We start from the raw sequence: 23,265 nt of genomic DNA on the forward strand, positions 1-23,265 counted from the left end.
ATGAAACGTTGGATTAGCCTTTGTTTTATTATGTTTATTTGTTTGTTTCCGCATACTGTCCTCGCTGAAGACGATAATGGATCCGTACTTGATGCTTATCGCCAATCTTCCACAGATGAATCAGAAACAAACCAATCGGAATCAGATGATGGCAACAATCAGGTTCTGAACGATCAAGCAGAAACACCAGCGGAAACGACGCCATCTTTATTTGAAGATAATGATGACACGCTTAGTTTTTGGGGCTTAGTCATTCGATTTCTATTAGCATTAGCACTTGTCGTTGTGCTTATTTACGTCTTACTTAAACTGATGAATAAATTCACGTCAAAACAGGGGCAATTAAAAAACCTTGAAAACCTTGGAGGAATTTCTGTTGGTATGAACAAGTCGGTACAACTTGTAAAAGTTGGTTCCACTGTGTATCTACTTGGTGTAGGTGATACGGTTGAATTATTAACAGAAGTAACAGATCAAGCGTTTATTGATCAACTGTTAAGTAACAAAGAGGCACCAGGTGCTGACCTTTTTTCAAAAGTTACGCAATCTTTACAGCAACAAAAACAATTTAAAAACAATGATATAACATCTTCCGATCACACAAATAAAGCATCCTTTTCGGCGTTATTCGAAGGTGAATTAAAACAGATGAAAAATAAACAGTCAAAGATAAGAGAAGATATTAAGGGGCATGATCGCTATGAATGAATTTATTGATATATTTAGTTCAAGTGATCCGGAAAATGTAGCGACCTCTGTTCAGTTACTACTGCTACTAACGGTATTTTCACTAGCTCCTGGTATACTAATCTTAATGACCAGCTTTACAAGAATTATTATCGTGTTGTCTTTTACACGTACCTCACTCGCAACTCAACAGATGCCACCTAATCAATTATTGGTTGGCCTTGCCTTATTTATGACTTTCTTTATTATGGCGCCAACTTTTTCAGAGATTAATGAACAAGCCTTAACGCCATTATTAGACGAAGAAATCAACATAGAGGAAGCGTATGAACGAGCGAGTACACCCATTAAGATGTTTATGGCAGATCATACCCGTGAACGGGATTTAGCTTTATTTTTAAACTATATTGAAGCACCTGAAATTGAAACAATCGAAGACATTCCACTGACAGCTTTAGTCCCGGCATTTGCGATTAGTGAATTAAAAACTGCTTTTACAATGGGTTTTATGATTTTCATTCCGTTTCTTGTCATTGACATGACCGTTGCCAGTGTCTTAATGTCGATGGGGATGATGATGCTGCCACCAGTTATGATTTCATTGCCGTTTAAAGTGCTTTTATTTGTCTTAGTGGATGGGTGGTATTTAATATCAGAAGCATTATTATCGAGTTTTAATTAGAAAGAGGCGAAAGTATGAGTGGAGAATTTGTTATTTCATTAGCTGAACGTGGCATTACGACCGTATTAATGGTGGCAGGCCCCCTGCTTATTTTAGCACTTGTCGTCGGTCTACTCGTCAGCATATTTCAAGCAACAACACAAATCCAAGAGCAAACCTTAGCCTTTATCCCAAAGATTGTCGCTGTTTTATTCGGCTTAGTTATTTTCGGTCCGTGGATGCTCACGCAAGTGGTGCAATTTACTACGGAGATTTTTCAGAATCTTACTACGGTTATTAGATAACGATGCTAGCTGTTATTGAACTCGATTGGGTGACGGTTTTTTTACTTGTTTTTGGTCGACTTGCAGGATTTTTTGTGACGTTACCGATTTTTTCTTATCGCAATATTCCCACGCAATTTAAAATCGGTTTTGCTGCTTTTGTGAGCATGATGATGATGTTTACCATGGAGTTACCGATTATTGATTTAGATTTAACCTTTGTTTTCTTGCTTATAAAAGAAGTCATTATCGGTTTAATTATTGGCTTTGTCGCTTATATTATTATGTCCGCTATTCAAATTGCAGGTAACTTTATTGATTTTCAAATGGGCTTTGCGATCGCAAATGTCATCGACCCACAAACAGGTGCGCAAGGACCTGTTATTGGTCAATATTTATATATCATTGCGTTAATGTTTCTCCTTGCCGTCGATGGTCATCATCTCCTGATTCAAGGAGCAATCCATAGCTTTGATGTCATCCAAGTGGACCAACTCATTGATTTAGGGCAAGATCAATTGTTAGTGACGGCCGTTAATATCTTTAATCAACTCTTTTTAATTGCCTTTCAGATGGCGATTCCCATTGTGGGCACGTTATTTTTAGTTGATGTGACGTTAGGCATTATCGCTCGTACAGTACCCCAATTAAATGTATTCGTCGTCGGCATTCCGCTTAAGATTGGCGTGGCACTTTTTGTCCTAAGTTTGTTTATGATCGCTTATATTGATTTAGTGAAGCGTCTCGTACATTATGTTATTGAAATGATGCAAGTGCTTATGCGTATTCTTGGAGGTTAATTACATGACTTATTTACAACTGAATCTCCAATTTTTCTCTGGTGAAAAAACAGAAAAAGCAACACCAAAAAAACGAGAAGACACAAGAAAAAAGGGACAAGTCGCTAAAAGCCAAGATATCAATACGGCTGTGGCGCTATTTATGATTTTTTTAACCTTTATGTTGCTCGGTTCATTTTGGAAGATGCGATTAACGAATCTATTAACGAAAGTATTTTCAGAATATACGCAGTGGACGTTAACCTTTGATTCCATTCAATTAATTATTGTCGAAGTACTAGGTTATATCGGCTTAACGATTGCACCTGTATTAGGTGTCGCACTCATAAGCGGTGTAGCGAGTAATTTAGCGCAGATTGGCTTTTTATTTACGACAGAACCACTTGCCTTTAAGTTAGATAAAATTGATCCGATTTCAGGATTTAAACGCTTATTTTCTCCCCGTGCTTTAGTTGAACTGGTCAAGTCATTACTTAAAATTAGTTTTGTGGCGGCTGTGACGGTGACGGTTGTATGGATGAGAAAAGATGACGTTTTTATGTTAGCCTTTAAAGATTTAGATACCGCCCTTGCCTTTTTTGGTGAGACGACTATTTTTATCGGTATTGCTGGCGCGATTAGTTTATTTATTATTGGTGTATTAGATTATATATACCAACGATATGATTATGAAAAAAATATTCGTATGTCTAAACAAGACATTAAAGATGAATATAAAAATATTGAAGGCGACCCGCTAATCAAATCAAAAATTAAAGAGCGACAACGTCAGATGGCGATGAGTCGTATGATGAGTGAGGTACCTGAGGCTGACGTCATTATTACTAACCCTACACATTATGCGGTGGCGATTAAATATGATGAAAGTAATGGGTCCCACCAAGCACCTTTCGTTGTGGCAAAAGGGGTCGATTATGTCGCCCTTAAGATGAGAGAAATTGCGACGCACCATGAGGTGACGATTATCGAAAATCGTCCATTAGCACGCGCCCTATACCGGGACGTTGAGATTGGTCAAGATATTGATGAATCGTATTATCAGGCAGTGGCTGAAATACTTGCCTATGTCTATCGTTTAGAGAAAAAAGCTTAGTTTTCTGAGGGTAAGGAGAGTAAACATTTATGCGAGCAAGAGATTTTACCGTTGTGTTATTTGTCATCACGATTATCGTGATGTTAATTATTCCACTACCAGATATACTTTTAAGTATTTTAATATTGACGAATATTTCACTTTCCCTCATTGTCATTTTAGTTGCGATGAACACATCAGAACCATTAGAGTTCTCGATTTTGCCATCGCTCTTACTATTACTGACCCTATTTCGGTTAGGTCTTAATGTTTCAACGACACGATCTATTTTAGGTACAGGTTCAGCGGGTAATGTGGTTGAAACATTTGGAACGTTTGTTATTGGTGGCAATCCGCTTGTTGGTTTTGTTGTGTTCGTCATTTTAATCATTATTCAGTTTTTAGTTATTACAAAAGGTTCAGAGCGTGTTTCAGAAGTGGGTGCGCGTTTTACGTTAGATGCGATGCCTGGTAAGCAGATGAGTATTGATGCAGATTTAAACGCAGGACTGATCAATGAACAACAAGCGAAACAGCGTCGTGAAAAAATCGAACGCGAAGCTGACTTTTACGGGGCCATGGATGGTGCGAGTAAATTCGTCAAAGGAGACGCCATTGCCGGTATTATTATCGTCATGATCAATATCATTTTTGGTTTAATTATCGGTATGTTGCAAGAAGGGATGAGCTTCAATGAAGCCTTATCAACCTACATGCAGTTAACAGTTGGGGATGGGCTTGTCAGTCAAATACCTGCGCTTCTGATTTCAACAGCAACAGGTATTATCGTGACCCGTGCGGTATCTGAAGGTAACTTAAGTACCGATGTTACCGGGCAATTACTACAATATCCTAAACTATTATATGTAGCAGGTGGAACCATCTTTCTATTTGGATTTACTCCGATTAATTCAGTATTAACGACGATCATCGCTTTGATTCTGATTGGAGGTGGCTACTTACTAGAACGTCCCAAAACGGAAGCGTTTGTCGATGAGGCAGAAGTCGAAGAAGAAGAAACAACAGAAGATATGCGTTCTCAAGAAAATGTGGTCGACTTAATCAGTATGGATCCGATTGAATTTGAATTCGGATATGCTCTCATTCCTCTGGTTGACGCGAGTCAAGGCGGTGACTTAATGGACCGCATCGTGATGATCAGACGACAACTGGCGATTGAACTTGGTTTAGTCATTCCAGTAGTAAGAATTAGAGACAACATTCAACTACAGCCGAATGCTTATTCACTAAAAATAAAGGGTAATGAAGTAGCAGCAGGTGAATTATTGTTGGATCACTTCTTGGCCATGACTGGTGGTTTAGATGGTGATGATTTAGAAGGTATTCAAACAACGGAACCAGCCTTTGGTCTTCCAGCGAAATGGATCACAGAAGAACTAAAAGATGATGCTGAGCTCAATGGCTATACTGTGGTCGATCCGCCATCTGTTGTGGCAACGCATATTACCGAGGTCATTAAAAAACATGCGCATCAATTACTCGGACGTCAAGAAACAAAACAACTGATTGATCATTTGAAGGAATCGTATCCTATCTTAGTCGATGAGGTCACGCCAGACGTCTTATCTGTAGGGGACGTGCAAAAAGTATTAGCCAAACTATTACGCGAGCAAGTCTCGATTCGAAATCTTCCGGTTATTTTTGAAACGTTAGCTGATTTTGGGAAGATGACAAACGATACGGAATTACTTGGTGAGTATGCGAGACAGTCGCTCGCATCACAAATTACGAAGCAATACTCGCAAGGTAAATCAGAACTGAAAGTTATAACCGTGGCTGGTGAAGTAGAACAAACGATGGCTGAACACGTTCAACAAACGGAGCATGGTAATTATTTAGCGTTAGACCCCGATAAACAACAGCGTATAATCCATGCGGTGAAAAATCAAATTGAGAAGATTTCTCTTCATGAAGAGTACCCGATTATTTTGTGCTCACCGACCATTCGTATGTATATGAAACAACTGTTGGATCGGTTCTTCCCTCATGTTGTGGTGTTATCGTATAATGAATTGGAACCGAACTTAGATGTCCAAAGTGTAGGGGTGGTGAACATGACGTGAAGTTAAAAAAGTATATCGCAAAATCAATGCCTGAGGCGATGCAACAAGTGAGAAAAGAACTCGGACCGGATGCGGTTATTTTAAACAGTAAAACAGTCGAAACAGGTGGGTTTTTAGGTTTATTTAAAAAGAAGAATATTGAGGTGGTCGCAGCTGTTGACCCACAACAGAAGCCATCACCGATAAAAAAGCCATCACCTCAAAGACCTGTTTCACAAGCGCAACCGTACCAAATAGCTGACCAGCAAGGGAATCAAAAAAAAGCCTCCCTTCAATCTTTTATTACAAACGAAACGAAGGCGGAAAAAGAGCAACAAATCGTGCTTGAAGAACTTCGTTCACTAAGGAAATGGATGGAAGAATCAACGGATCAAAAAAGTCAATTTCCTGCTAGTTATGATATGGTTTATCAAGAATTATTAGCAGAAGACATATCCAAATCACAGGCAGAGAGGCTCATTCAAGCAGTAATGGATAAAAACGATGAGCAAACCCTCGTGTATGATGATATAAAAAATCAAGTGAAAGAAAGACTGACGAACTATTTTTATGAAACAGCCTCAGGTGTCATGAATTTTCAAACAAAATTCATTCACCTTGTCGGCCCTACCGGTGTTGGTAAAACAACGACCATCGCTAAGCTTGCCGCTAAGAGTTTAATGGAAGACAAGCTATCTGTTGCCATGATTACGACAGATACTTACCGGATTGCGGCTATCGAACAACTAAAAACTTATGCGAAAATCTTAGATATTCCGATTGAGGTTTGTTATACCGTGGAGGATTACCAAAAAGCACGGCTAAAGTTCCAAGAATATGACCGTGTGTTTGTTGATACGGCAGGACGTAATTTTAAAGATGAAAAATATATTCGGGAGTTAGGCCAAATTGTTGATTTATCAAAAGATATTGAAACATATTTAGTGTTAAGTTTAACAGCAAAGCCGAAAGATATCCTTGCGATCTATCATCAATTTGATAAGATTCCTTTAAAAGGGTTTATCTTAACGAAGCTGGATGAAACAGATACACTAGGTGTCATCGTTGACTTAGTGATGGAATCATCGCTAGGTGTCAGCTATGTCACGACAGGACAAGATGTACCAGACGACATTAAACGTGCGACACCACGTTACTTATCTTCACACATTATGAGGTCACAACAACATGAATGATCAAGCACAACAATTACGAAGACAAATGAATAAAGGCGCACACGAAGCGAAAACCATCGCCGTTATCAGTGGCAAAGGTGGCGTTGGAAAATCCAATATTACACTTAACGTAGCGATCGATCTTGTTAATAGAGGTAAAAAAGTAATGATTTTTGATTTAGATATAGGTATGGGTAATATAGATATCTTACTCGGACTCCAAAGTAAGTACTCCATCGTTGACATGTTTCAACAACATTTAAATATTGAAACGGTGATTGAAACGACAAGTCAAGGACTCGCTTACGTTACAGCTGGTTCTGGTTTGACGGATATTTTTCAAATGAATGAAGAAAAAATACATTTCTTTCTAGATCAGTTTAATCGCGTACTTGCTCAGTACGATTATATCTTTTTCGATATGGGCGCAGGAGCGACAAGGGAAAGTTTGTTTTATATTTTATCGGCCGATGAGTGTTTTGTCGTAACAACCCCAGAGCCGACGGCTATGATGGATGCTTATGCCATGATTAAACATGTTCATGCCCGCAATAATGATCTGCCATTTTATTTAATTATGAACCGTGTGCAAGCAAAAAAAGAAGGTATGATGGCCATTGAACGCTTGAAGCGGGTGGTATATCAATTTCTAAATAAAGATATCATGTCACTTGGACAGCTATCTTATGATAAAATTGTATCAAAAGCTGTGTCCAAACAGACACCCTTTATCCTATCCGATCCAAAATCAACGATTGCCAAAGACATACATGACTTAATGTCTCATTATTTAATCAATCCCGGTGCAGAGCCAACGACGCAAACGTCAGGATTTATATCAAAATTAAAGAAGTTAATCAAGGAGAGGTAGATCATGATGAAAAAAGTAAACGTGCTTGTTGTTGATGATTCCGCCTTCATGAGAAAAATGATTTCAAATATCTTAGCAGACCATGCGCGTATCCATGTCATCGATACGGCTAGAAATGGTCAAGATGCGCTAGATAAGATTAAGCAACATCAACCAGATGTCATTACATTAGATATTGAAATGCCGGTTATGGACGGGATTACAGCCTTAAAAGAAATAATGACTAATGATCCAAGACCTGTCGTTATGCTGTCAAGTCTTACGCGAGAAGGAGCGGATAAGACTTTAGAATCAATGGAATATGGTGCTGTTGATTTCATTCCAAAACCTTCTGGGTCTATTTCTCTAAACATTCAAGACATAGAAGACGAAATAATAAGTAAGGTGTTAGAAGCTGCTGAAGTTGAAGTAAAAACACTGAAGCGAGATATGCCAACTTTACCGATTAAAAAGCTCGTGCCAAGACCAGAAAGAACCCACATGCGTCCAGCCAAACCGCTCGGCGACCAACCAGAGGCATTTAAAAAAATTGTCGGTATTGGTACATCAACAGGTGGGCCACGTGCCTTGCAACAAGTCATCACGCAATTACCTGAAGATTTAAACGCGCCGGTTGTTGTTGTACAGCACATGCCAGCGGGTTTCACAAAATCTTTAGCCGACCGACTCAATCAATTGTCAAAAGTGACGGTAAAAGAAGCCGAGGACGGAGATATGTTGCACCCTGGTGTAGTCTATATTGCCCCAGGTGGGTTCCAAATGCGAGTAAAAAAATCTAGTAAAGGCTTCCGCATCAGTATTTCCAAAGAAGAGAACAGAAATGGCCACCAACCGGCCGTTGATGTGTTATTCGAGTCATTAGCTGAACTTAGAGGTGTTGAACTAATAAGTGTGATTATGACTGGTATGGGATCCGATGGTACGAATGGGTTAATACAAATGAAAGAACAGCATCCATTCACTCAATCGATTTCAGAATCAAAGGAAACATGTGTTGTCTACGGTATGCCTCAAGCAGCGGAAAAAACAAAATTAGTTGATTTTGTTGAACCTTTAACGCTGATTAGTGAGCGTATTGTCAAATTAGTTTAAGTGAGAGGTGAATGTGATGGAGATGAATGAGTATTTAGATGTATTTATTGAAGAAAGTAAAGAGCATATTCAAGCGTTAAATGATCATCTGTTAACATTAGAAAAGAATCCAGAGGATGTTTCAATCGTTAATGAAATTTTCCGTTCTGCTCATACGTTAAAAGGTATGTCAGCGACAATGGGATACCAAGATTTAGCTGACTTAACTCACAAAATGGAGAATGTGTTAGATGCCATTCGTAATCATAAAGTGACACTTAATGAAGCGATGTTAGATGTCATCTTTAAGGCTGTTGATGCACTTGAAGCGATGGTTTTAGATATCATCGATGGTGGTGAGGGTAAAAAGAACGTAAAAAGTCTTGTGAACCAATTAGAAGCGATGGAAAACGGAGAGAACGTTGAAGCTGTTACAACGTCAGCTTCAAATGAACCGACCGAAGCGATGGTTAATACTGATGTCTCTTTAGATGAATTCGAACTAACAGTTTTACAACAATCAGCTGAAGGTGGATTTAACAATTATCAAGTCACTGTCACCTTACAAGAGACGACTTTATTAAAAGCAGCACGTGTCTATATGGTATTTGAAATTCTCGAAAAACTCGGAGAAGTGATCAAATCGTCGCCATCTGTACCAGAACTTGAAGAAGAAAAGTTTGATTATAGCTTTACGGTCGTTTTAGTTACGAAAGACTCAGCAGAAGATGTTTCCGCTAAGATAAACAAAGTGTCTGAGATTGATACTGTTGTTGTAAAAGAACTAGAAATTCAAGCGTATGATCGTGATGTTACGGCGGAAAGATCAGTTGATACGGATGAAGTATCTAAACAGGAATCAGCCGAACAAGAGCAAACATCGACCGATACAAATGCGAAGAAAAAGTCACAACTTTCTAGTAAAACGATTCGTGTGAACATCGATCGTTTGGATGCTTTGATGAATTTATTCGAAGAATTAGTCATCGACCGAGGTCGCTTGGAGCAAATATCAACGACATTAAAAAATAATGAATTACAAGAAACTGTGGAACATATGTCACGTATCTCTGGAGATTTGCAGAACATTATCTTAAAAATGCGGATGGTACCTGTGGATCAAGTCTTTAATCGTTTCCCACGTATGGTGCGTCAATTAGCTAAAGACTTAAATAAAGACATTGACTTACAAATCTATGGTGCTGAGACAGAACTTGATCGAACGGTGATTGATGAGATTGGTGATCCACTTGTGCACTTAATCCGTAACGCCTTAGATCATGGTATTGAAACACCAAGTGAACGGGAAACCAAGGGTAAACCTACTCAAGGTACGCTTAAATTAAACGCTTATCATAGTGGGAATCACGTCTTTATTGAAATTGCTGACGACGGGGCTGGGATTGATCGTGAGAAAGTTCTTAAAAAGGCGATTGCCAATGGTGTATTAACACTTGAAGAGTCTAAGAGCTATTCTGATCAACAAGTATTCCAGCTTATTATGGCCTCAGGGTTCTCAACAGCTGATACGATTTCAGATATTTCAGGTCGAGGCGTAGGGTTAGATGTTGTAAAAAATACGATTGAATCTCTCGGTGGTAATATTACCATTGACTCTAAATACAATGAAGGATCAACCTTTGTTATTCAACTACCTTTAACATTGTCAATTATTTCTGTCATGTTAACAGAAGTTAAAAATGAAAAATATGCTATTCCATTATCTTCAATCATTGAAACAGCTATTGTTAATAAAAAGGATATCCTTTCAGCTCATCATCAGCCGGTGATTGACTTTAGAGGACGCGTTGTGCCACTTGTATCATTGTCAAATATCTTTAATGTTCCTGGTGAAACAGAGGAAGATGACTTTTACTCTGTTGTCATTATTAGACAAGGTGAGAAGATGGCGGGTCTTATTGTTGATTCCTTTATTGGTCAACAAGAAGTGGTATTAAAATCATTAGGAAACTATTTAACAGACGTCTTTGCAATTTCTGGTGCAACCATCTTAGGTGATGGTCAAGTAGCCCTAATTGTTGATACGGATGCATTAATTAAGTAAGAGGAGGTATAACAATGGCTTTAGAATTTTTAAAATCGATTGTCTTTGAATTAAACGATGAAGAGTATGCATTACCCGTAGACTTAGTAGGCGCGATTGAGCGTGTTATGCCCATTACACGTATTCCGGGCGTTCCACCGTTCGTTAAAGGCGTCCTTAACTTACGCGGCGTTGTGACGCCTGTCATTGATCTGCGCGAGCGCTTTAATTTTGAAGCTCAAAAAGAAACAGAGGCTACACGGGTTATCATTATTCAACATGATGAAAAGGATGTAGGCCTTATTGTTGATGCATGCTACGATGTCATAGATATTCCGAATGAATCAATTGAACCAGCACCTGAAACAATCGGTACAGTAAAAATTGATTATATTAATGGCGTGGCAAAGTATGATGAACGCTTACTCATTTTACTGAACATTGATGAGATTTTATCTACAGATGTGCTAAAAGAATTTTATGAAGAGAAGTAGGTGATGAATTGGCTTCTATCGAAACATTAACCCCACTTCAATTAGATGTTATGAAAGAGATTGGTAATATTGGATCTGGTAATGCGGCAACAGCCTTATCAAAAATGTTAAATAAAAAAATCGATATGCACGTACCATCGGTACGTGTCGTTGATTTTGAAGAGATGATGAATCTAGTTGGGGGACCAGAAGAAGTTATTACAGCCGTTTTTCTCCGCATTGAGGGTGAAGCGCCAGGACAGATGTTTTTTATTCTCTCTCCGGAGGAAGCAGAAAGTTTTGTTAAACAATTAACCGGTATCGATGATTTTTCGGTTGTTAATAACCCAGATAATCCTATGGCTTTATCAGCACTGCAAGAAATCGGTAATATTTTAGCCGGTTCCTATTTATCTGCCTTGTCAGATTTCATCGGTGGAAGTCTTCAACCTTCTATTCCGTTACTCACGATCGACATGGCAGGTGCAATCCTCGCAGAAGGGTTGCTCGAAATTTCCCAAGTAAGTGATTATGCAATGGTGATTGACACGTTAATTGATGACCATGAAGATGAAGGCGATCCGATTAAAGGACACTTTTTCTTGTTACCTGATCCCGACTCATTTGATCACTTATTTGACAAGCTTGGAGTTAATGATGAATGAAAACATTAGTAGACCATATAGTTAAAGTCGGTATTGCTGATTTAAAGTTTGCTGAAGCACCGATGCATTTGCGAACGTCAGGCTTAGGTTCATGCGTAGGTGTTGTTATTTATGATACCCGACTTAAAATTGCTGGGATGGCACACGTCATGTTACCTGATTCAACCTCAGCTAAAAAAGATAATATCAATGTCTATAAATATGCCGATACGTCGTTACCTGTATTGTTACAGACTTTATTAGACAAAGGAGCAAAGCGCTATCAACTAAAGGCTAAAATTGCCGGTGGCGCTCAAATGTTTTCATTTAGCTCAACGAATGATATGCTGAGAGTAGGCGAACGTAACGTTGTGGCCGTGAAGCAGTTTTTAGAAACAGAACGTATCCCTATTGTGGCGGAAGATGTCCGTGGCAAGAGTGGGCGCACGATTGAATTTTCTACTGAAACCTTGTTACTGAATGTTCGAACAGTCAATCAAGGGACGCAAGATTTATAAGAAATGGAGGCGATTACCTGTGACTTTAGACAAATTAAATCAGTTATGGTTAGCGTGGAGTGATTCACGTAGTCCTGACATAGCTAATCGTCTTGTCGAACATTATCAATACTTAGTAGATTTTCACGCGCAACGGATAGGTGTGCATTTACCGAAAAGTGTCCAACGCGATGATATTCGAAGTTTGGGCTTTTTTGGTTTATTTGATGCACTCAATAAATTTGAGCCGGAACGAGATTTGAAATTTGATACATATGCCTCTTTCCGCATTAGAGGGGCCATTATTGATGGATTAAGAAAAGAAGATTGGTTGCCTCGGTCTGCGCGAGAGAAAACAAAGAAAATTGAACAAGCGATTCAGTCATTGACTCAAAGCTTACAGCGTGAGCCAACAGCCGATGAAATTGGTGAGCATGTAGGTATTAGCCGACAAGAGGTTGAAGAGACGATTAAAGATCAACTGTTTAGTAACCTCTTATCTATTGAAGAAAAAAGCGGTGAGAATAGTGATGATTTTAAAGAAGGTATCGGTCATTCGATTATTGATAATCAGCAACTTACTCCTGAAGAAGCCATGATAAAAGAAGAATATCATGAAGAGCTTGCCGAGGCGATAAAAGCTCTGAATAAAAATGAACAACTCGTTGTCAGTTTATTTTATTACGATGAACTAACCTTCACTGAAATTGGACATGTTCTTAATTTAACCACATCACGAATATCACAAATTCACAAACAAGCTGTTTTTAAATTGCGACATGTTTTACAAAAAATATAAAACAGTCAACAAAAGGAGCCGATCATGTGGTAGCATTTGATGATTTTTTTGAAATAACAATCACAGAAGATAAGCTAGCAGCTTATCTCACATTAAATGAGGGATGGCCTGAAGGGGAAATTGAAGCAGAAGCATTTAAACGGTGGTTAAAAGCCCAACATGTCAAAGCAGGATTGATAAATGCGTCACTGAACCGCCTTATCGAAAAAGATTCGGGCTTGTCGTTTCCTGTTTTACTTGCTGAGGGTAAAACAGCAGTCGATGGTGAGGATGGTACGATTCGTTTTCTAACAAAAGACTCAGATACTGTGAATATAGAAGAACGTGAAAGTTTTAGAGATATACATAAAATCCCGACGGTTGAAAAAGATGAAAAGATTGCTACGATCACGTTGCCTACGAAAGAACAGGATGGTTTTAAAGTTAATGGCAAAGTCATTCATGGAAGAAAAGGAAAAAACGTCAAATATACCGCAGGTGAAAATGTCTATTTTGATGATGAGACGTTGAGTTTTTATAGTAGTATCATCGGTAAGCCGAGTATTGGCCATACTAAAATTAGTGTTTTTAACACTTATGAGGTAAACGAAGACGTATCAATGAAAACAGGGAATATTAAGTTTGAAGGTTCAGTTTCAATTCGGGGTAACGTACCTGAAGGTTATTCGGTAGAAGCGACAGGTGATGTGTACGTTTATGGCCTCGTTGAAGCGAGCCAACTGACAGCGGGGGGATCTGTACATATTACTGAAGGTATTGTTGGTATGAAAAAAGGCATGATAGAAGCGGGTGTGGATGTTAACATCGGTTATATTAATCAAGCGACGGTGATTGCTGGTCAAAATATCAATGTGAATAACTCAATTCTGCATAGTGAATGTACGGCACAGTCCCACATATATTGTCAATCGGGCCATATTATTGGTGGAGTTTGTTCTGCAGGAGAATCGATTGAAGCCAAAGACATTGGCAATAAAATGGACACAAAAACAACCGTGGCTATCGCTGTCAACCAAAAATCAATGGAAATATTAAAGCAATTGGATTTAGCACGTGACACGTTACTCGAAGACGTAAAAAAGTTAAAAAAATTAGGTCAGGGTTTAGAGGCAAAAGCACAAGCAGGTGGTCTCAGTTCAAAAGAACGGATTTTGTTATTAAAACAGAAAAATACGTTACAGCTGACAGAAGATAAATTAATGAAAATTGAAGCTAAGAAAGCGACATTAACTGTTTCGATCGGAGAAGAAAATGAAGCGAGTCTATTAGCGAAAGGTACACTCTATCCAAACGTTGACCTTTGTTTCGGAAAATACCAAGAAACAACGAAAAAAGCGTATAAATATTCGCGCGCTTACTTAGAAGACGGTGAAATTATGATTACACCGATATCAAACCGAGGATCTTGAGAGAAAGGTAGGTAATGTCAATGGAATACCTCCTTATTTTACTAAGTTTTTTATTGCATATGGTGACGTTTATTGTTCTAAGACATTACTATCTAAAGCAACAATCGTATCAATCTGAGCAACATACATTCCAAGAAGAGAAAAAAGAACTTGAGCAACTGTTGATGTCGTATCTCATAGAAATGAAAGAAGAGAATGACCGGTTATTAGATGCATTTAACACTATGCAGAAACAAGACATAGAAAAGAACGCTTCATCAACTTCCGTGACGCATCATTTAGATGAAGATGAACAAATAAGCAAAGACCAAGCTGAAAAGTCAGTGTCTAAGGAACAGAGTTATACGCCACTCGTTGATGCGATAGAAGACCAGCCCGTTGCTTATCAAAAATCGTATCAAGCGGAGATTATTGAACGGTACGAGAAGGGTGAGACGCCTGAGCAAATTGCTAAAGCATTAAACCGAGGGAAAACGGAAGTGGCATTGATCATAAAATTTCACAAAAACTGAAGTGGAAGGCTTGCCTTCATGTATGAAATGTGATATATTAGTTCTCGGTGTTAAATACACACGCTAGTTGAAATGTAAAAGGGTGCTTAATTATTTTCATGTTTAAGTCTTTTATATTGAGGATGTTAGCGGAGGAAAATAAAAAACCTATTAGGAGGAAAAAAAACATGGCAGTTATTTCAATGAAACAACTACTTGAAGCTGGTGTACATTTCGGACACCAAACACGCCGTTGGAACCCAAAGATGAAGAAATATATCTTCACAGAGCGTAACGGCATCTACATTATCGATTTACAAAAAACAGTGAAGAAAGTGGAAGAAGCTTATAACTTCATTAAAGAAGTTGCTGAAAACGGTGGAACAGTTCTTTTCGTTGGTACGAAAAAACAAGCACAAGAATCAGTTAAAGAAGAAGCAATCCGCTCAGGTCAATACTTCATTAACCAACGTTGGTTAGGTGGTACATTGACTAACTTCGGTACAATCCGTAAGCGTATCACTCGTCTTAAAGACATCGAACGCATGGAAGAAGATGGCACATTTGATGTCCTTCCAAAGAAAGAAGTTGTAGGACTTCTTAAAGAAAAAGATCGTCTGGTTAAATTCTTAGGCGGTATTAAAGAAATGAAGAAAATTCCTGATGCTTTATTTATCGTTGACCCTCGTAAAGAGCGTATTGCGGTAGCTGAAGCTCACAAATTAAATATTCCGATTGTTGGTATCGTTGATACTAACTGTGACCCAGATGAGATTGATTATGTCATTCCAGCAAATGATGACGCAATCCGTGCGGTTAAATTACTTACTGGTAAAATGGCTGATGCTATTTTAGAAGTAAAACAAGGTGAAGAAGAAGCTGTTGAAGAAACAGTTGAAGAAGTAACTGAAGAAGTAGCTTCAGAAGAGTAAACGTTAACGGAGGTGATAAGAGGGTAACCTTTTATCACCTTTTTTAAAGCGACGTCTAAGCAACTTACATTCTAAGGAGGAATTTTACATGGCAGTAACAGCGAGTATGGTAAAAGAATTACGTGAAAAAACAGGCGCAGGTATGATGGACTGTAAAAAAGCACTTCAAGAAACTGATGGTGATATGGATCAAGCCATTGATTACCTACGCGAAAAAGGTATTTCAAAAGCGGCTAAAAAAGCTGATCGTATTGCAGCTGAAGGTTCAGCTTATACATTGACTGAAGGTAATACAGCGGTATTATTCGAAGTCAACTGTGAAACTGACTTCGTAACTAAAAATGATCAATTTAAAGCACTATTAAGTGAATTAGCTAAGCACTTACTTAGCCAAAAACCAGCGAACGTAGAAGAAGCGTTACAACAACCATTACACGGTGATGGCGAAACAGTTGAAACATTCATCAACAACAATATCGCTAAAATCGGTGAGAAACTTTCTCTTCGTCGCTTTATCATTGCTGAAAAAACTGATAACGATGCTTTTGGCGCTTACATCCATATGGGTGGTAACATTGGTGTCCTTACAGTTGTAGAAGGCACTACAGATGAAGCCTTCGCAAAAGATATTGCAATGCACATTGCTGCTGTCAATCCACGTTTTGTATCACGTGATGCAGTAGATGCTGAAACAGTTGAAAAAGAGCGTGAAGTTCTTAAGCAACAAGCTCTTAACGAAGGTAAACCAGAAAATATCGTTGAGAAAATGGTTGAAGGTCGCTTAGGCAAATTCTTCGAAGAAATTTGTCTATTAGAACAAAGTTTCGTTAAAGATCCGGATCAAAAAGTGAAGAAATTAGTCGCGGATAAAGGTGCATCAATTGTTGATTTCGCACGTTATGAAGTAGGCGAAGGCATGGAAAAACGTCAAGAAAACTTTGCTGAAGAAGTTATGAATCAAGTTAAAAAATAATGAGGTAAACATGTTTGAATTAAAAAGGGAGCACACCGTGTTCCCTTTTCTTTAGGAAAACTTTAAAAATATTTGTCTAGAATTAAAAGTTCATGTAAGATAGAATTAAATTCTACATAATGGAGGTAATTATGGTCGCAGCACGTTACAAACGCATTGTATTGAAATTAAGTGGAGAAGCATTAAGTGGTGAACAAGGGTATGGTCTGGAACCAAAAATTGTTCGATCGGTTGCTGAACAAGTAAAAGAAGTCGTCGACTTAGGTGTAGAAGTTGCCGTTGTTGTTGGTGGTGGAAACATTTGGCGCGGAAAAGTCGGTAGTGAAATGGGAATGGACCGTGCAAATGCTGACTATATGGGTATGTTGGCGACGGTTATGAATTCACTTGCTTTACAAGACAGCTTAGAAAACTGTGGAGTTGAAACGCGTGTTCAAACATCCATTGAAATGCGCCAAGTAGCTGAACCATACATTAGACGTCGGGCAATGCGCCATCTTGAGAAAAAACGCGTCGTTATTTTCGCTGCTGGTACAGGTAATCCATATTTTTCTACGGATACGACAGCGGCACTTCGTGCAGCAGAAATTGATGCAGAAGTCATTCTAATGGCAAAAAATAATGTTGATGGTGTTTATACCGCAGATCCGATGATCGATTCAACCGCAACAAAATATGATGAACTCACATACATGAAGATGTTAAATGATGGCTTAGGTGTGATGGATTCAACAGCGTCATCATTATGTATGGACAACGATATACCTCTATTAGTCTTTAATGTCACAGAAGAAGGTAATATTAAGCGGGCCGTTTCTGGTGAGGAAATTGGTACCATTATAAGGGGGAAATAAACCATGTCAGAACAAATTATTAAAGAGGCAAAAGGTAAAATGGAACAAACGATTGGGTCATACTCACGTAATTTAGCAACTGTTCGTGCTGGACGTGCGAACCCTGCCATTTTGAACAGCGTGTATGTTGATTATTACGGTGCACCAACACCACTGAACCAACTGTCAACGATTTCTGTTCCTGAAGCGCGTTTACTAATGATTACGCCATTTGATAAATCTTCTATTGGTGACATCGAAAAAGCTATTCAAAAAGCCGACTTAGGCCTTGCGCCTTCAAGTGATGGCAATGTTGTTCGTATTGCCATTCCTGCACTTACTGAAGAGCGTCGCAAAGAATTAGTAAAAGTGGTTGGTAAATTCGCTGAAGAAGCAAAAGTTCAAGTGCGAAATGTCCGTCGCGATGCTAATGATGGATTGAAAAAAGCTGAAAAAGGTGGCGACCTAACGGAAGATGATTTACGTGGCTACCAAGATGATGTACAAGAACTCACAGACACATACATTGCTAAAATTGATCTCTTAACGAAGGAAAAAGAAGCAGAAATTATGGAAGTTTGATGATGTGATTGAATAAAGAGGTGTAGCACAGCTGCTACACCTCTTTTCACTTGGTATCTTTTTAATCAATCACATTTTTTGATGTTTTAGTCAAAGAATTTGAAAAAGACAACCAGCAAAAAAATACACCCATACATAAGAAAATAATTGAAACTAGTGAATATATATAGAATACATGATAAACTGTATGAAGAATCTTTAAAGTCTTCTTTTTGATTAATCAAAAAGAGTGGTTAGGGTGAATAAATGAATGTCATGGTATAAACCAAAAAATATGTTAGGTCACTTATTAAATCGATCTGACAGCACAAAGGTATCTAAAGATAAGAGAAGTGATGCTTCAGAGGTTATTCCTCATCATGTTGCCATTATTATGGATGGTAATGGACGTTGGGCAAAAGATAAGGGGTTTCCGAGATTCAAAGGACATCAAGAAGGGATGGACAATGTAAAACGGATCGTAAAGGTTGCGAATCGTGAAGGAGTAAAAGTATTAACCATCTATGCTTTCTCAACAGAAAACTGGAAACGTCCGAAGGCAGAGGTTGATTTTTTGATGAAATTACCAACCCAATTTCTCAATCACTATTTACCAGAGTTAATTGAAGAAAATGTGAAAGTAACAATGATTGGATTCTTTGATCAATTACCGACACATACAAGAAAATCGATGGATGAAGCGGTCGAACGAACGAAGTCAAATACAGGTCTTATCCTTAACATTGCTTTAAACTATGGTGGAAGGTTCGAAATTACAGAGGCTGTTAAACAGATTGCTGAAGAAGTACAAAATGGTAAGTTATCAGTAGCGTCTATTACCGAAGACGTTATTACTGAACATCTGTACACAAAAGCATTGCCTGATCCGGATTTATTAATTAGAACGAGTGGCGAAGTAAGGTTAAGTAATTTCCTGCTCTGGCAACTTGCCTATAGTGAGTTTTGGTTTAGTCCGGTCCACTGGCCTGCTTTTGATGAAGAAGAATTTCTGAAAGCATTGGGTGCCTATAGTCAGCGTAAACGTCGGTTTGGTGGATTAAACGAGAAAGAAGAGGATTGATATGAAAACACGAATTATTACAGCGATTGTCGCCATTTTGCTGTTTTTCCCATTTGTTATATTTGGGGGATGGCCTTTTTACATAGTGATGCTGTTCATTTCATCGCTAGGGTTATACGAGTTATTTAATATGCGCGAGATGCATAAATATTTAGTGCCAACAATTTTCTCAATGGGGCTTCTATGGGTATTTTTACTACCGCAAATTGATTCGCTTATGCCATTAAAAAATGCGCAACAAGAAGTGCTGATTGGTTTAGTTATACTGTTATTAGGTTATACTGTGCTCGTTAAGAACAAGTTTACCTTTGAAGATGCTGGTTTTATGGTTATAACAGCTATTTACATCGGTTTAGGCTTTCATTACTTTATTGAGACACAACGCGTTGGATTAGAATATATTTTCTTTGCGATTATCGTGATTCTAGCCACAGATACAGGGGCATATTTTTCGGGTCGTATTTTTGGGAAACGAAAATTGTGGCCAGAGATTAGTCCCAATAAAACGATTGAAGGTGCCGTCGGCGGGATGTTGTTGGCGACGACGTTAGGTGTCGCCTTTCACTTAATATTCCCTGTCCATGAATCGATTATCATCGTCGGACTCGTCGCTTTACTCTCAAGTGCCGTTGGGCAAGTAGGGGATTTAGTGGAATCGGCTTTCAAACGATATTATCACGTAAAAGATTCTGGTAAGTTATTGCCAGGACACGGTGGTATATTAGACCGTTTCGATAGCTGGTTATTTGTCTTTCCTTTTTTATATCTCATTCAATTTATCGGATGAAAAAGGCCATGTAAGTAAATAGATTGACATGAAGGGAGCAACTTGATTGAATACTGTCATTGCGTTTATATTAATGTTTGGTCTGCTTGTGTTTGTGCATGAGTTCGGCCATTTTATCGTTGCTAAAAAAACAGGTATGTTAGTAAGAGAATTCGCCATTGGTTTTGGTCCTAAAATATTCTCAATCAAAAAGAATGAGACGCTCTATACGATTCGCATTCTTCCAATGGGGGGATATGTCCGTGTCGCGGGTGAGGACCCAGAGATTATTGAATTAAAACCCGGTCAGCATATTGGCTTATTGTTTAATAAAGACAGAGACGTTTCGGATATTATCATCGATCACAAAGAAAAGTATCCGCTCGCCGAAGTGATTGAAGTAAGACAAGCGGATTTAACGCACGATTTATTCATCGAAGGAAGTATCGTAGGTGAAGAGGAAACGACCCGTTATACAGTAAGTGAAACGGCGGATTATGTGATGAATGAAACAAAAACACAAATCGCACCGTATCACCGCCAGTTTGGATCTAAATCAAAAACTAAACGAGCGCTACAATTATTCGCCGGTCCATTCATGAATTTCGTCTTAACGGCGGTGTTATTTTTCTTCTTAGCGGGATTGCAAGGCATTCCTGTAGAAGAAGCGCAAGTTGGTGACGTTTTACCTGATACACCTGCCAGTGAAGCGGGACTTATAGAAGGGGACGTCATTACAAATATTGATAATCAAACTATTAACACGTGGATGGAATTTCAAACCTATGTGGCTAGTCGTCCGAATGAATCGTTGTCACTGATAATTGAACGACATAATGATTCAATCGCACTTGAAATGGTTCCAGAGGCTTATCAAGTCGATGATCAAACGGTTGGGCGCATCGGTGTGATGCGCGGCGTAGAACGGTCATGGTTAAAAGCGATTCCTTATAGTTTGAATGAAACCTTTTACTGGTCGAAAATGATTATCACAAATGTCGCGATGCTCATCAGCGGTCAATTTACTGTCGATGCCTTGTCAGGTCCCGTGGGCATTTATGATTTTACCGACCAAGTCGTCCAATCTGGTTTTTATAGTTTCTTGACATGGACAGCGGCGCTTAGTGTCAACTTAGGGATCATTAACTTATTGCCATTACCCGCGCTTGATGGTGGGCGGTTATTATTTATCGGTATTGAAGCCGTTCGTGGTAAACCCATCTCCCAAGAAAAAGAAGGATTGGTGCACTTTATTGGCTTCGCCTTACTGATGCTACTCATGATTATTGTTACATGGAATGATTTACAACGATTATTCTTTTAAGATTACGTTTAAGAAGGTGGAAGAGAAAATGAAACAAAGTCAAACATTGATACCAACATTAAAAGAAACACCAGCAGATGCTGATGTCATAAGTCATCAGTTACTCCTTAGAGCGGGATATATTCGTCAGAATTTCTCAGGCGTCTATACATTCCTCCCTCTTGGTAAGAAAGTTTTAAACTTAATAGAGAAAGTGATCAGAGAAGAAATGGATGCGATTGGTGGGAATGAAGTGCTTATGCCAGCACTTCAAGCAGCTGAGTTGTGGCAAGAGTCGGGCCGTTGGGATAAGATGGGGCCTGAACTGATGCGCTTAAACGATCGACATGATCGTGCGTTCGTGTTAGGGCCAACACATGAAGAAGTCGTCACAAGTATTGTGCGTGATGAAGTCAGAAGCTATAAACAATTGCCACTCACTCTGTATCAAATTCAGACGAAATTCCGTGACGAACGTCGTCCGCGATTTGGTTTGTTAAGAGGCCGTGAATTTATTATGAAAGATGCTTATTCTTTCCATTTAACAGATGAAAGTTTAGATGAGAGTTACCGTGCGATGTATGAAGCCTATAGTCGTGTTTTCACCCGATTAGGTTTAAACTTTAGAGCAGTGATTGCCGACTCAGGTGCCATGGGTGGTAAAGATACGCATGAATTTATGGCTCTTTCAAAAGTCGGAGAAGATACGATTGCTTATTCTACGGAGTCAGATTATGCGGCGAATATTGAGATGGCAGAGGTATATGATGACTATGAGCCATCAACTGAAACACCACTGACTCTTGAAAAGATAGCAACACCGAATCAAAAAACGATGCAAGAAGTCGCAGACTTCTTAGGTCATGCACGTGAAAAAGGCTTAAAATCATTACTGTTTAAGGCAGATGAGAAATATGTGCTCGTTGTCACACGTGGGGATCATGATGTGAATGACATCAAATTAAAGCACGTCTTACAAGCGGAAAATGTCGAAATGGCTACTGAACGTGAGGCGCGTGAACAGTTAGGCGCTGATTTTGGCTCACTCGGACCGGTTGGTGTCCATGAAGACATTCAAGTCATTTGTGACTTAGCTGTGAAAAGTGTTGCCAACGCAACATGTGGGACAAATGAAGATGGTTACCACTATATTAATGTCAACCCGACACGCGATTTTGGTACGTTTACGTATGAAGACATTCGCTTTATCCAAGTAGGAGACAAGTCACCTGACGGTAAAGGTGTGATCGCCTTCGCAGAAGGTATCGAAATTGGTCAAGTCTTTAAGTTAGGGCAGTTTTATGCGAAAGAATTAGGGGCAGAAGTCTTAAATGACCAAGGTCGAAGTGAAACATTGACCATGGGTTGTTATGGTATTGGTGTCTCTCGTACACTTGCAGCTATTGTTGAACAACATCATGATGATGCAGGTATTGTTTGGCCGAAACAAGTGGCGCCATTTGATCTTCATCTTGTTGTCGTCAACAGTAAGAATGATGAACAAGCACAGCTTGGCGACACCTTATATGAACAATTAACGGATGCTGGTGTTGACGTGTTATACGACGATAGAAAAGAACGGGCAGGCGTGAAGTTTGCTGAAAGTGACTTGATTGGCTTACCTGTCCGTGTAACGGTCGGTAAAAAAGCAACAGAAGGTATTGTAGAAGTTAAAGAACGAACACGTGATGAAAAACAAGAGATGACGATCGAACAATTAATGGCCTATATCAAGACTATATAAGTAATCGAAGCCCTTGTTGAAGAACAAGGGT

At 38.9% G+C, this 23,265-nt stretch carries 24 protein-coding genes; all 24 read left to right on the top strand.

Annotation, left to right across the window (positions count from 1 at the left end; translation table 11 throughout):
- Complete coding sequence (locus tag BM390_RS04140; RefSeq protein WP_177220622.1) at positions 1–708, top strand: flagellar biosynthetic protein FliO; 708 nt, start codon at positions 1–3, stop codon at positions 706–708.
- The gene (fliP, locus tag BM390_RS04145; protein WP_062319945.1) at positions 701–1,369 is read left to right on the top strand and encodes a flagellar type III secretion system pore protein FliP; all 669 of its coding nucleotides are present in this window, start codon (positions 701–703) and stop codon (positions 1,367–1,369) included. The genes BM390_RS04140 and fliP overlap by 8 nt, the downstream gene beginning before the upstream one ends.
- A 14-nt stretch (positions 1,370–1,383) precedes the next feature.
- Complete coding sequence (gene fliQ, locus BM390_RS04150) at positions 1,384–1,653, top strand: flagellar biosynthesis protein FliQ (protein WP_062319947.1); 270 nt, start codon at positions 1,384–1,386, stop codon at positions 1,651–1,653.
- Between the two features lie 2 nt (positions 1,654–1,655).
- On the top strand, positions 1,656–2,432 hold the full coding sequence (gene fliR, locus BM390_RS04155) for a flagellar biosynthetic protein FliR (RefSeq protein ID WP_089853040.1): 777 nt from the start codon (positions 1,656–1,658) through the stop codon (positions 2,430–2,432).
- 4 nt (positions 2,433–2,436) lie between these two features.
- Positions 2,437–3,525, top strand: a complete 1,089-nt coding sequence (gene flhB / locus BM390_RS04160) for a flagellar biosynthesis protein FlhB (RefSeq protein ID WP_062319950.1) — start codon at positions 2,437–2,439, stop codon at positions 3,523–3,525.
- A 29-nt stretch (positions 3,526–3,554) separates the two neighbouring features.
- Entirely contained in the window at positions 3,555–5,588 is a 2,034-nt protein-coding gene (flhA, locus tag BM390_RS04165; protein ID WP_062319952.1) for a flagellar biosynthesis protein FlhA, read from the top strand.
- Positions 5,585–6,763: a flagellar biosynthesis GTPase FlhF gene (gene flhF, locus BM390_RS04170; RefSeq protein ID WP_062319953.1), complete on the top strand. Its 1,179-nt coding sequence runs from the start codon at positions 5,585–5,587 to the stop codon at positions 6,761–6,763. Before flhA ends, flhF begins: the two co-directional genes overlap by 4 nt.
- Positions 6,756–7,613, top strand: coding sequence for a MinD/ParA family protein (locus BM390_RS04175; protein WP_089853043.1), 858 nt, complete (start codon positions 6,756–6,758; stop codon positions 7,611–7,613). The genes flhF and BM390_RS04175 overlap by 8 nt, the downstream gene beginning before the upstream one ends.
- 6 nt (positions 7,614–7,619) lie before the next feature.
- Positions 7,620–8,705 (top strand): protein-glutamate methylesterase/protein-glutamine glutaminase, encoded by a 1,086-nt coding sequence (locus BM390_RS04180; protein WP_062320052.1) that lies wholly within the window; start codon positions 7,620–7,622, stop codon positions 8,703–8,705.
- A gap of 16 nt (positions 8,706–8,721) precedes the next feature.
- Positions 8,722–10,749, top strand: coding sequence for a chemotaxis protein CheA (locus tag BM390_RS04185; RefSeq protein WP_089853044.1), 2,028 nt, complete (start codon positions 8,722–8,724; stop codon positions 10,747–10,749).
- Between the two features lie 14 nt (positions 10,750–10,763).
- Positions 10,764–11,222 carry a chemotaxis protein CheW gene (locus BM390_RS04190; RefSeq protein ID WP_062319960.1) on the top strand — a complete coding sequence of 153 codons (459 nt, stop codon included), beginning with the start codon at positions 10,764–10,766 and terminating at the stop codon, positions 11,220–11,222.
- Positions 11,223–11,230: 8 nt separating this feature from the next.
- The gene (locus tag BM390_RS04195; RefSeq protein WP_062319962.1) at positions 11,231–11,866 is read left to right on the top strand and encodes a chemotaxis protein CheC; all 636 of its coding nucleotides are present in this window, start codon (positions 11,231–11,233) and stop codon (positions 11,864–11,866) included.
- Positions 11,863–12,363 (top strand): chemotaxis protein CheD, encoded by a 501-nt coding sequence (locus BM390_RS04200; protein ID WP_089853046.1) that lies wholly within the window; start codon positions 11,863–11,865, stop codon positions 12,361–12,363. Before BM390_RS04195 ends, BM390_RS04200 begins: the two co-directional genes overlap by 4 nt.
- A gap of 19 nt (positions 12,364–12,382) precedes the next feature.
- Positions 12,383–13,141, top strand: coding sequence for a FliA/WhiG family RNA polymerase sigma factor (locus tag BM390_RS04205; protein WP_062319963.1), 759 nt, complete (start codon positions 12,383–12,385; stop codon positions 13,139–13,141).
- 26 nt (positions 13,142–13,167) lie between these two features.
- Positions 13,168–14,550 carry a flagellar assembly protein A gene (locus BM390_RS04210; RefSeq protein ID WP_062319965.1) on the top strand — a complete coding sequence of 461 codons (1,383 nt, stop codon included), beginning with the start codon at positions 13,168–13,170 and terminating at the stop codon, positions 14,548–14,550.
- 14 nt (positions 14,551–14,564) lie between these two features.
- Entirely contained in the window at positions 14,565–15,062 is a 498-nt protein-coding gene (locus tag BM390_RS04215) for a DUF6115 domain-containing protein (RefSeq protein WP_143103135.1), read from the top strand.
- 167 nt (positions 15,063–15,229) lie between these two features.
- Complete coding sequence (gene rpsB, locus BM390_RS04220) at positions 15,230–15,973, top strand: 30S ribosomal protein S2 (protein ID WP_062319969.1); 744 nt, start codon at positions 15,230–15,232, stop codon at positions 15,971–15,973.
- Between the two features lie 88 nt (positions 15,974–16,061).
- Positions 16,062–16,946, top strand: coding sequence for a translation elongation factor Ts (gene tsf, locus BM390_RS04225; RefSeq protein ID WP_062319971.1), 885 nt, complete (start codon positions 16,062–16,064; stop codon positions 16,944–16,946).
- 131 nt (positions 16,947–17,077) lie between these two features.
- Entirely contained in the window at positions 17,078–17,800 is a 723-nt protein-coding gene (gene pyrH, locus BM390_RS04230; RefSeq protein WP_062319973.1) for a UMP kinase, read from the top strand.
- Between the two features lie 3 nt (positions 17,801–17,803).
- Complete coding sequence (gene frr, locus BM390_RS04235; RefSeq protein WP_089853048.1) at positions 17,804–18,361, top strand: ribosome recycling factor; 558 nt, start codon at positions 17,804–17,806, stop codon at positions 18,359–18,361.
- A gap of 274 nt (positions 18,362–18,635) precedes the next feature.
- Complete coding sequence (gene uppS, locus BM390_RS04240) at positions 18,636–19,421, top strand: undecaprenyl pyrophosphate synthase (protein WP_089853082.1); 786 nt, start codon at positions 18,636–18,638, stop codon at positions 19,419–19,421.
- 1 nt (position 19,422) lies between these two features.
- Positions 19,423–20,208, top strand: a complete 786-nt coding sequence (locus BM390_RS04245; RefSeq protein ID WP_089853050.1) for a phosphatidate cytidylyltransferase — start codon at positions 19,423–19,425, stop codon at positions 20,206–20,208.
- A gap of 46 nt (positions 20,209–20,254) precedes the next feature.
- Entirely contained in the window at positions 20,255–21,511 is a 1,257-nt protein-coding gene (gene rseP, locus BM390_RS04250) for an RIP metalloprotease RseP (RefSeq protein ID WP_089853052.1), read from the top strand.
- Positions 21,512–21,539: 28 nt separating this feature from the next.
- Positions 21,540–23,234 carry a proline--tRNA ligase gene (locus tag BM390_RS04255; protein WP_089853054.1) on the top strand — a complete coding sequence of 565 codons (1,695 nt, stop codon included), beginning with the start codon at positions 21,540–21,542 and terminating at the stop codon, positions 23,232–23,234.
- Positions 23,235–23,265 lie beyond the last annotated feature (31 nt).

It is taken from the genome of Halolactibacillus miurensis, from assembly GCF_900116255.1.
In the GTDB taxonomy this organism is placed as follows: Bacteria; Bacillota; Bacilli; order Bacillales; family Amphibacillaceae; genus Halolactibacillus; species Halolactibacillus miurensis.

Bases quoted from the DNA above. Each gene is read 5' to 3' on its own strand.
- flhA (WP_062319952.1), top strand. From the start codon at position 3,555: ATGCGAGCAAGAGATTTTACCGTTGTGTTATTTGTCATCACGATTATC.
- BM390_RS04140 (WP_177220622.1), top strand. From the start codon at position 1: ATGAAACGTTGGATTAGCCTTTGTTTTATTATGTTTATTTGTTTGTTT.
- pyrH (WP_062319973.1), top strand. From the start codon at position 17,078: ATGGTCGCAGCACGTTACAAACGCATTGTATTGAAATTAAGTGGAGAA.
- BM390_RS04175 (WP_089853043.1), top strand. From the start codon at position 6,756: ATGAATGATCAAGCACAACAATTACGAAGACAAATGAATAAAGGCGCA.
- fliP (WP_062319945.1), top strand. From the start codon at position 701: ATGAATGAATTTATTGATATATTTAGTTCAAGTGATCCGGAAAATGTA.
- BM390_RS04190 (WP_062319960.1), top strand. From the start codon at position 10,764: ATGGCTTTAGAATTTTTAAAATCGATTGTCTTTGAATTAAACGATGAA.
- rpsB (WP_062319969.1), top strand. From the start codon at position 15,230: ATGGCAGTTATTTCAATGAAACAACTACTTGAAGCTGGTGTACATTTC.
- fliQ (WP_062319947.1), top strand. From the start codon at position 1,384: ATGAGTGGAGAATTTGTTATTTCATTAGCTGAACGTGGCATTACGACC.
- frr (WP_089853048.1), top strand. From the start codon at position 17,804: ATGTCAGAACAAATTATTAAAGAGGCAAAAGGTAAAATGGAACAAACG.
- BM390_RS04200 (WP_089853046.1), top strand. From the start codon at position 11,863: ATGAAAACATTAGTAGACCATATAGTTAAAGTCGGTATTGCTGATTTA.
- uppS (WP_089853082.1), top strand. From the start codon at position 18,636: ATGTTAGGTCACTTATTAAATCGATCTGACAGCACAAAGGTATCTAAA.
- BM390_RS04215 (WP_143103135.1), top strand. From the start codon at position 14,565: ATGTCAATGGAATACCTCCTTATTTTACTAAGTTTTTTATTGCATATG.
- BM390_RS04180 (WP_062320052.1), top strand. From the start codon at position 7,620: ATGAAAAAAGTAAACGTGCTTGTTGTTGATGATTCCGCCTTCATGAGA.
- fliR (WP_089853040.1), top strand. From the start codon at position 1,656: ATGCTAGCTGTTATTGAACTCGATTGGGTGACGGTTTTTTTACTTGTT.
- BM390_RS04185 (WP_089853044.1), top strand. From the start codon at position 8,722: ATGGAGATGAATGAGTATTTAGATGTATTTATTGAAGAAAGTAAAGAG.
- BM390_RS04255 (WP_089853054.1), top strand. From the start codon at position 21,540: ATGAAACAAAGTCAAACATTGATACCAACATTAAAAGAAACACCAGCA.
- tsf (WP_062319971.1), top strand. From the start codon at position 16,062: ATGGCAGTAACAGCGAGTATGGTAAAAGAATTACGTGAAAAAACAGGC.
- BM390_RS04245 (WP_089853050.1), top strand. From the start codon at position 19,423: ATGAAAACACGAATTATTACAGCGATTGTCGCCATTTTGCTGTTTTTC.
- flhB (WP_062319950.1), top strand. From the start codon at position 2,437: ATGACTTATTTACAACTGAATCTCCAATTTTTCTCTGGTGAAAAAACA.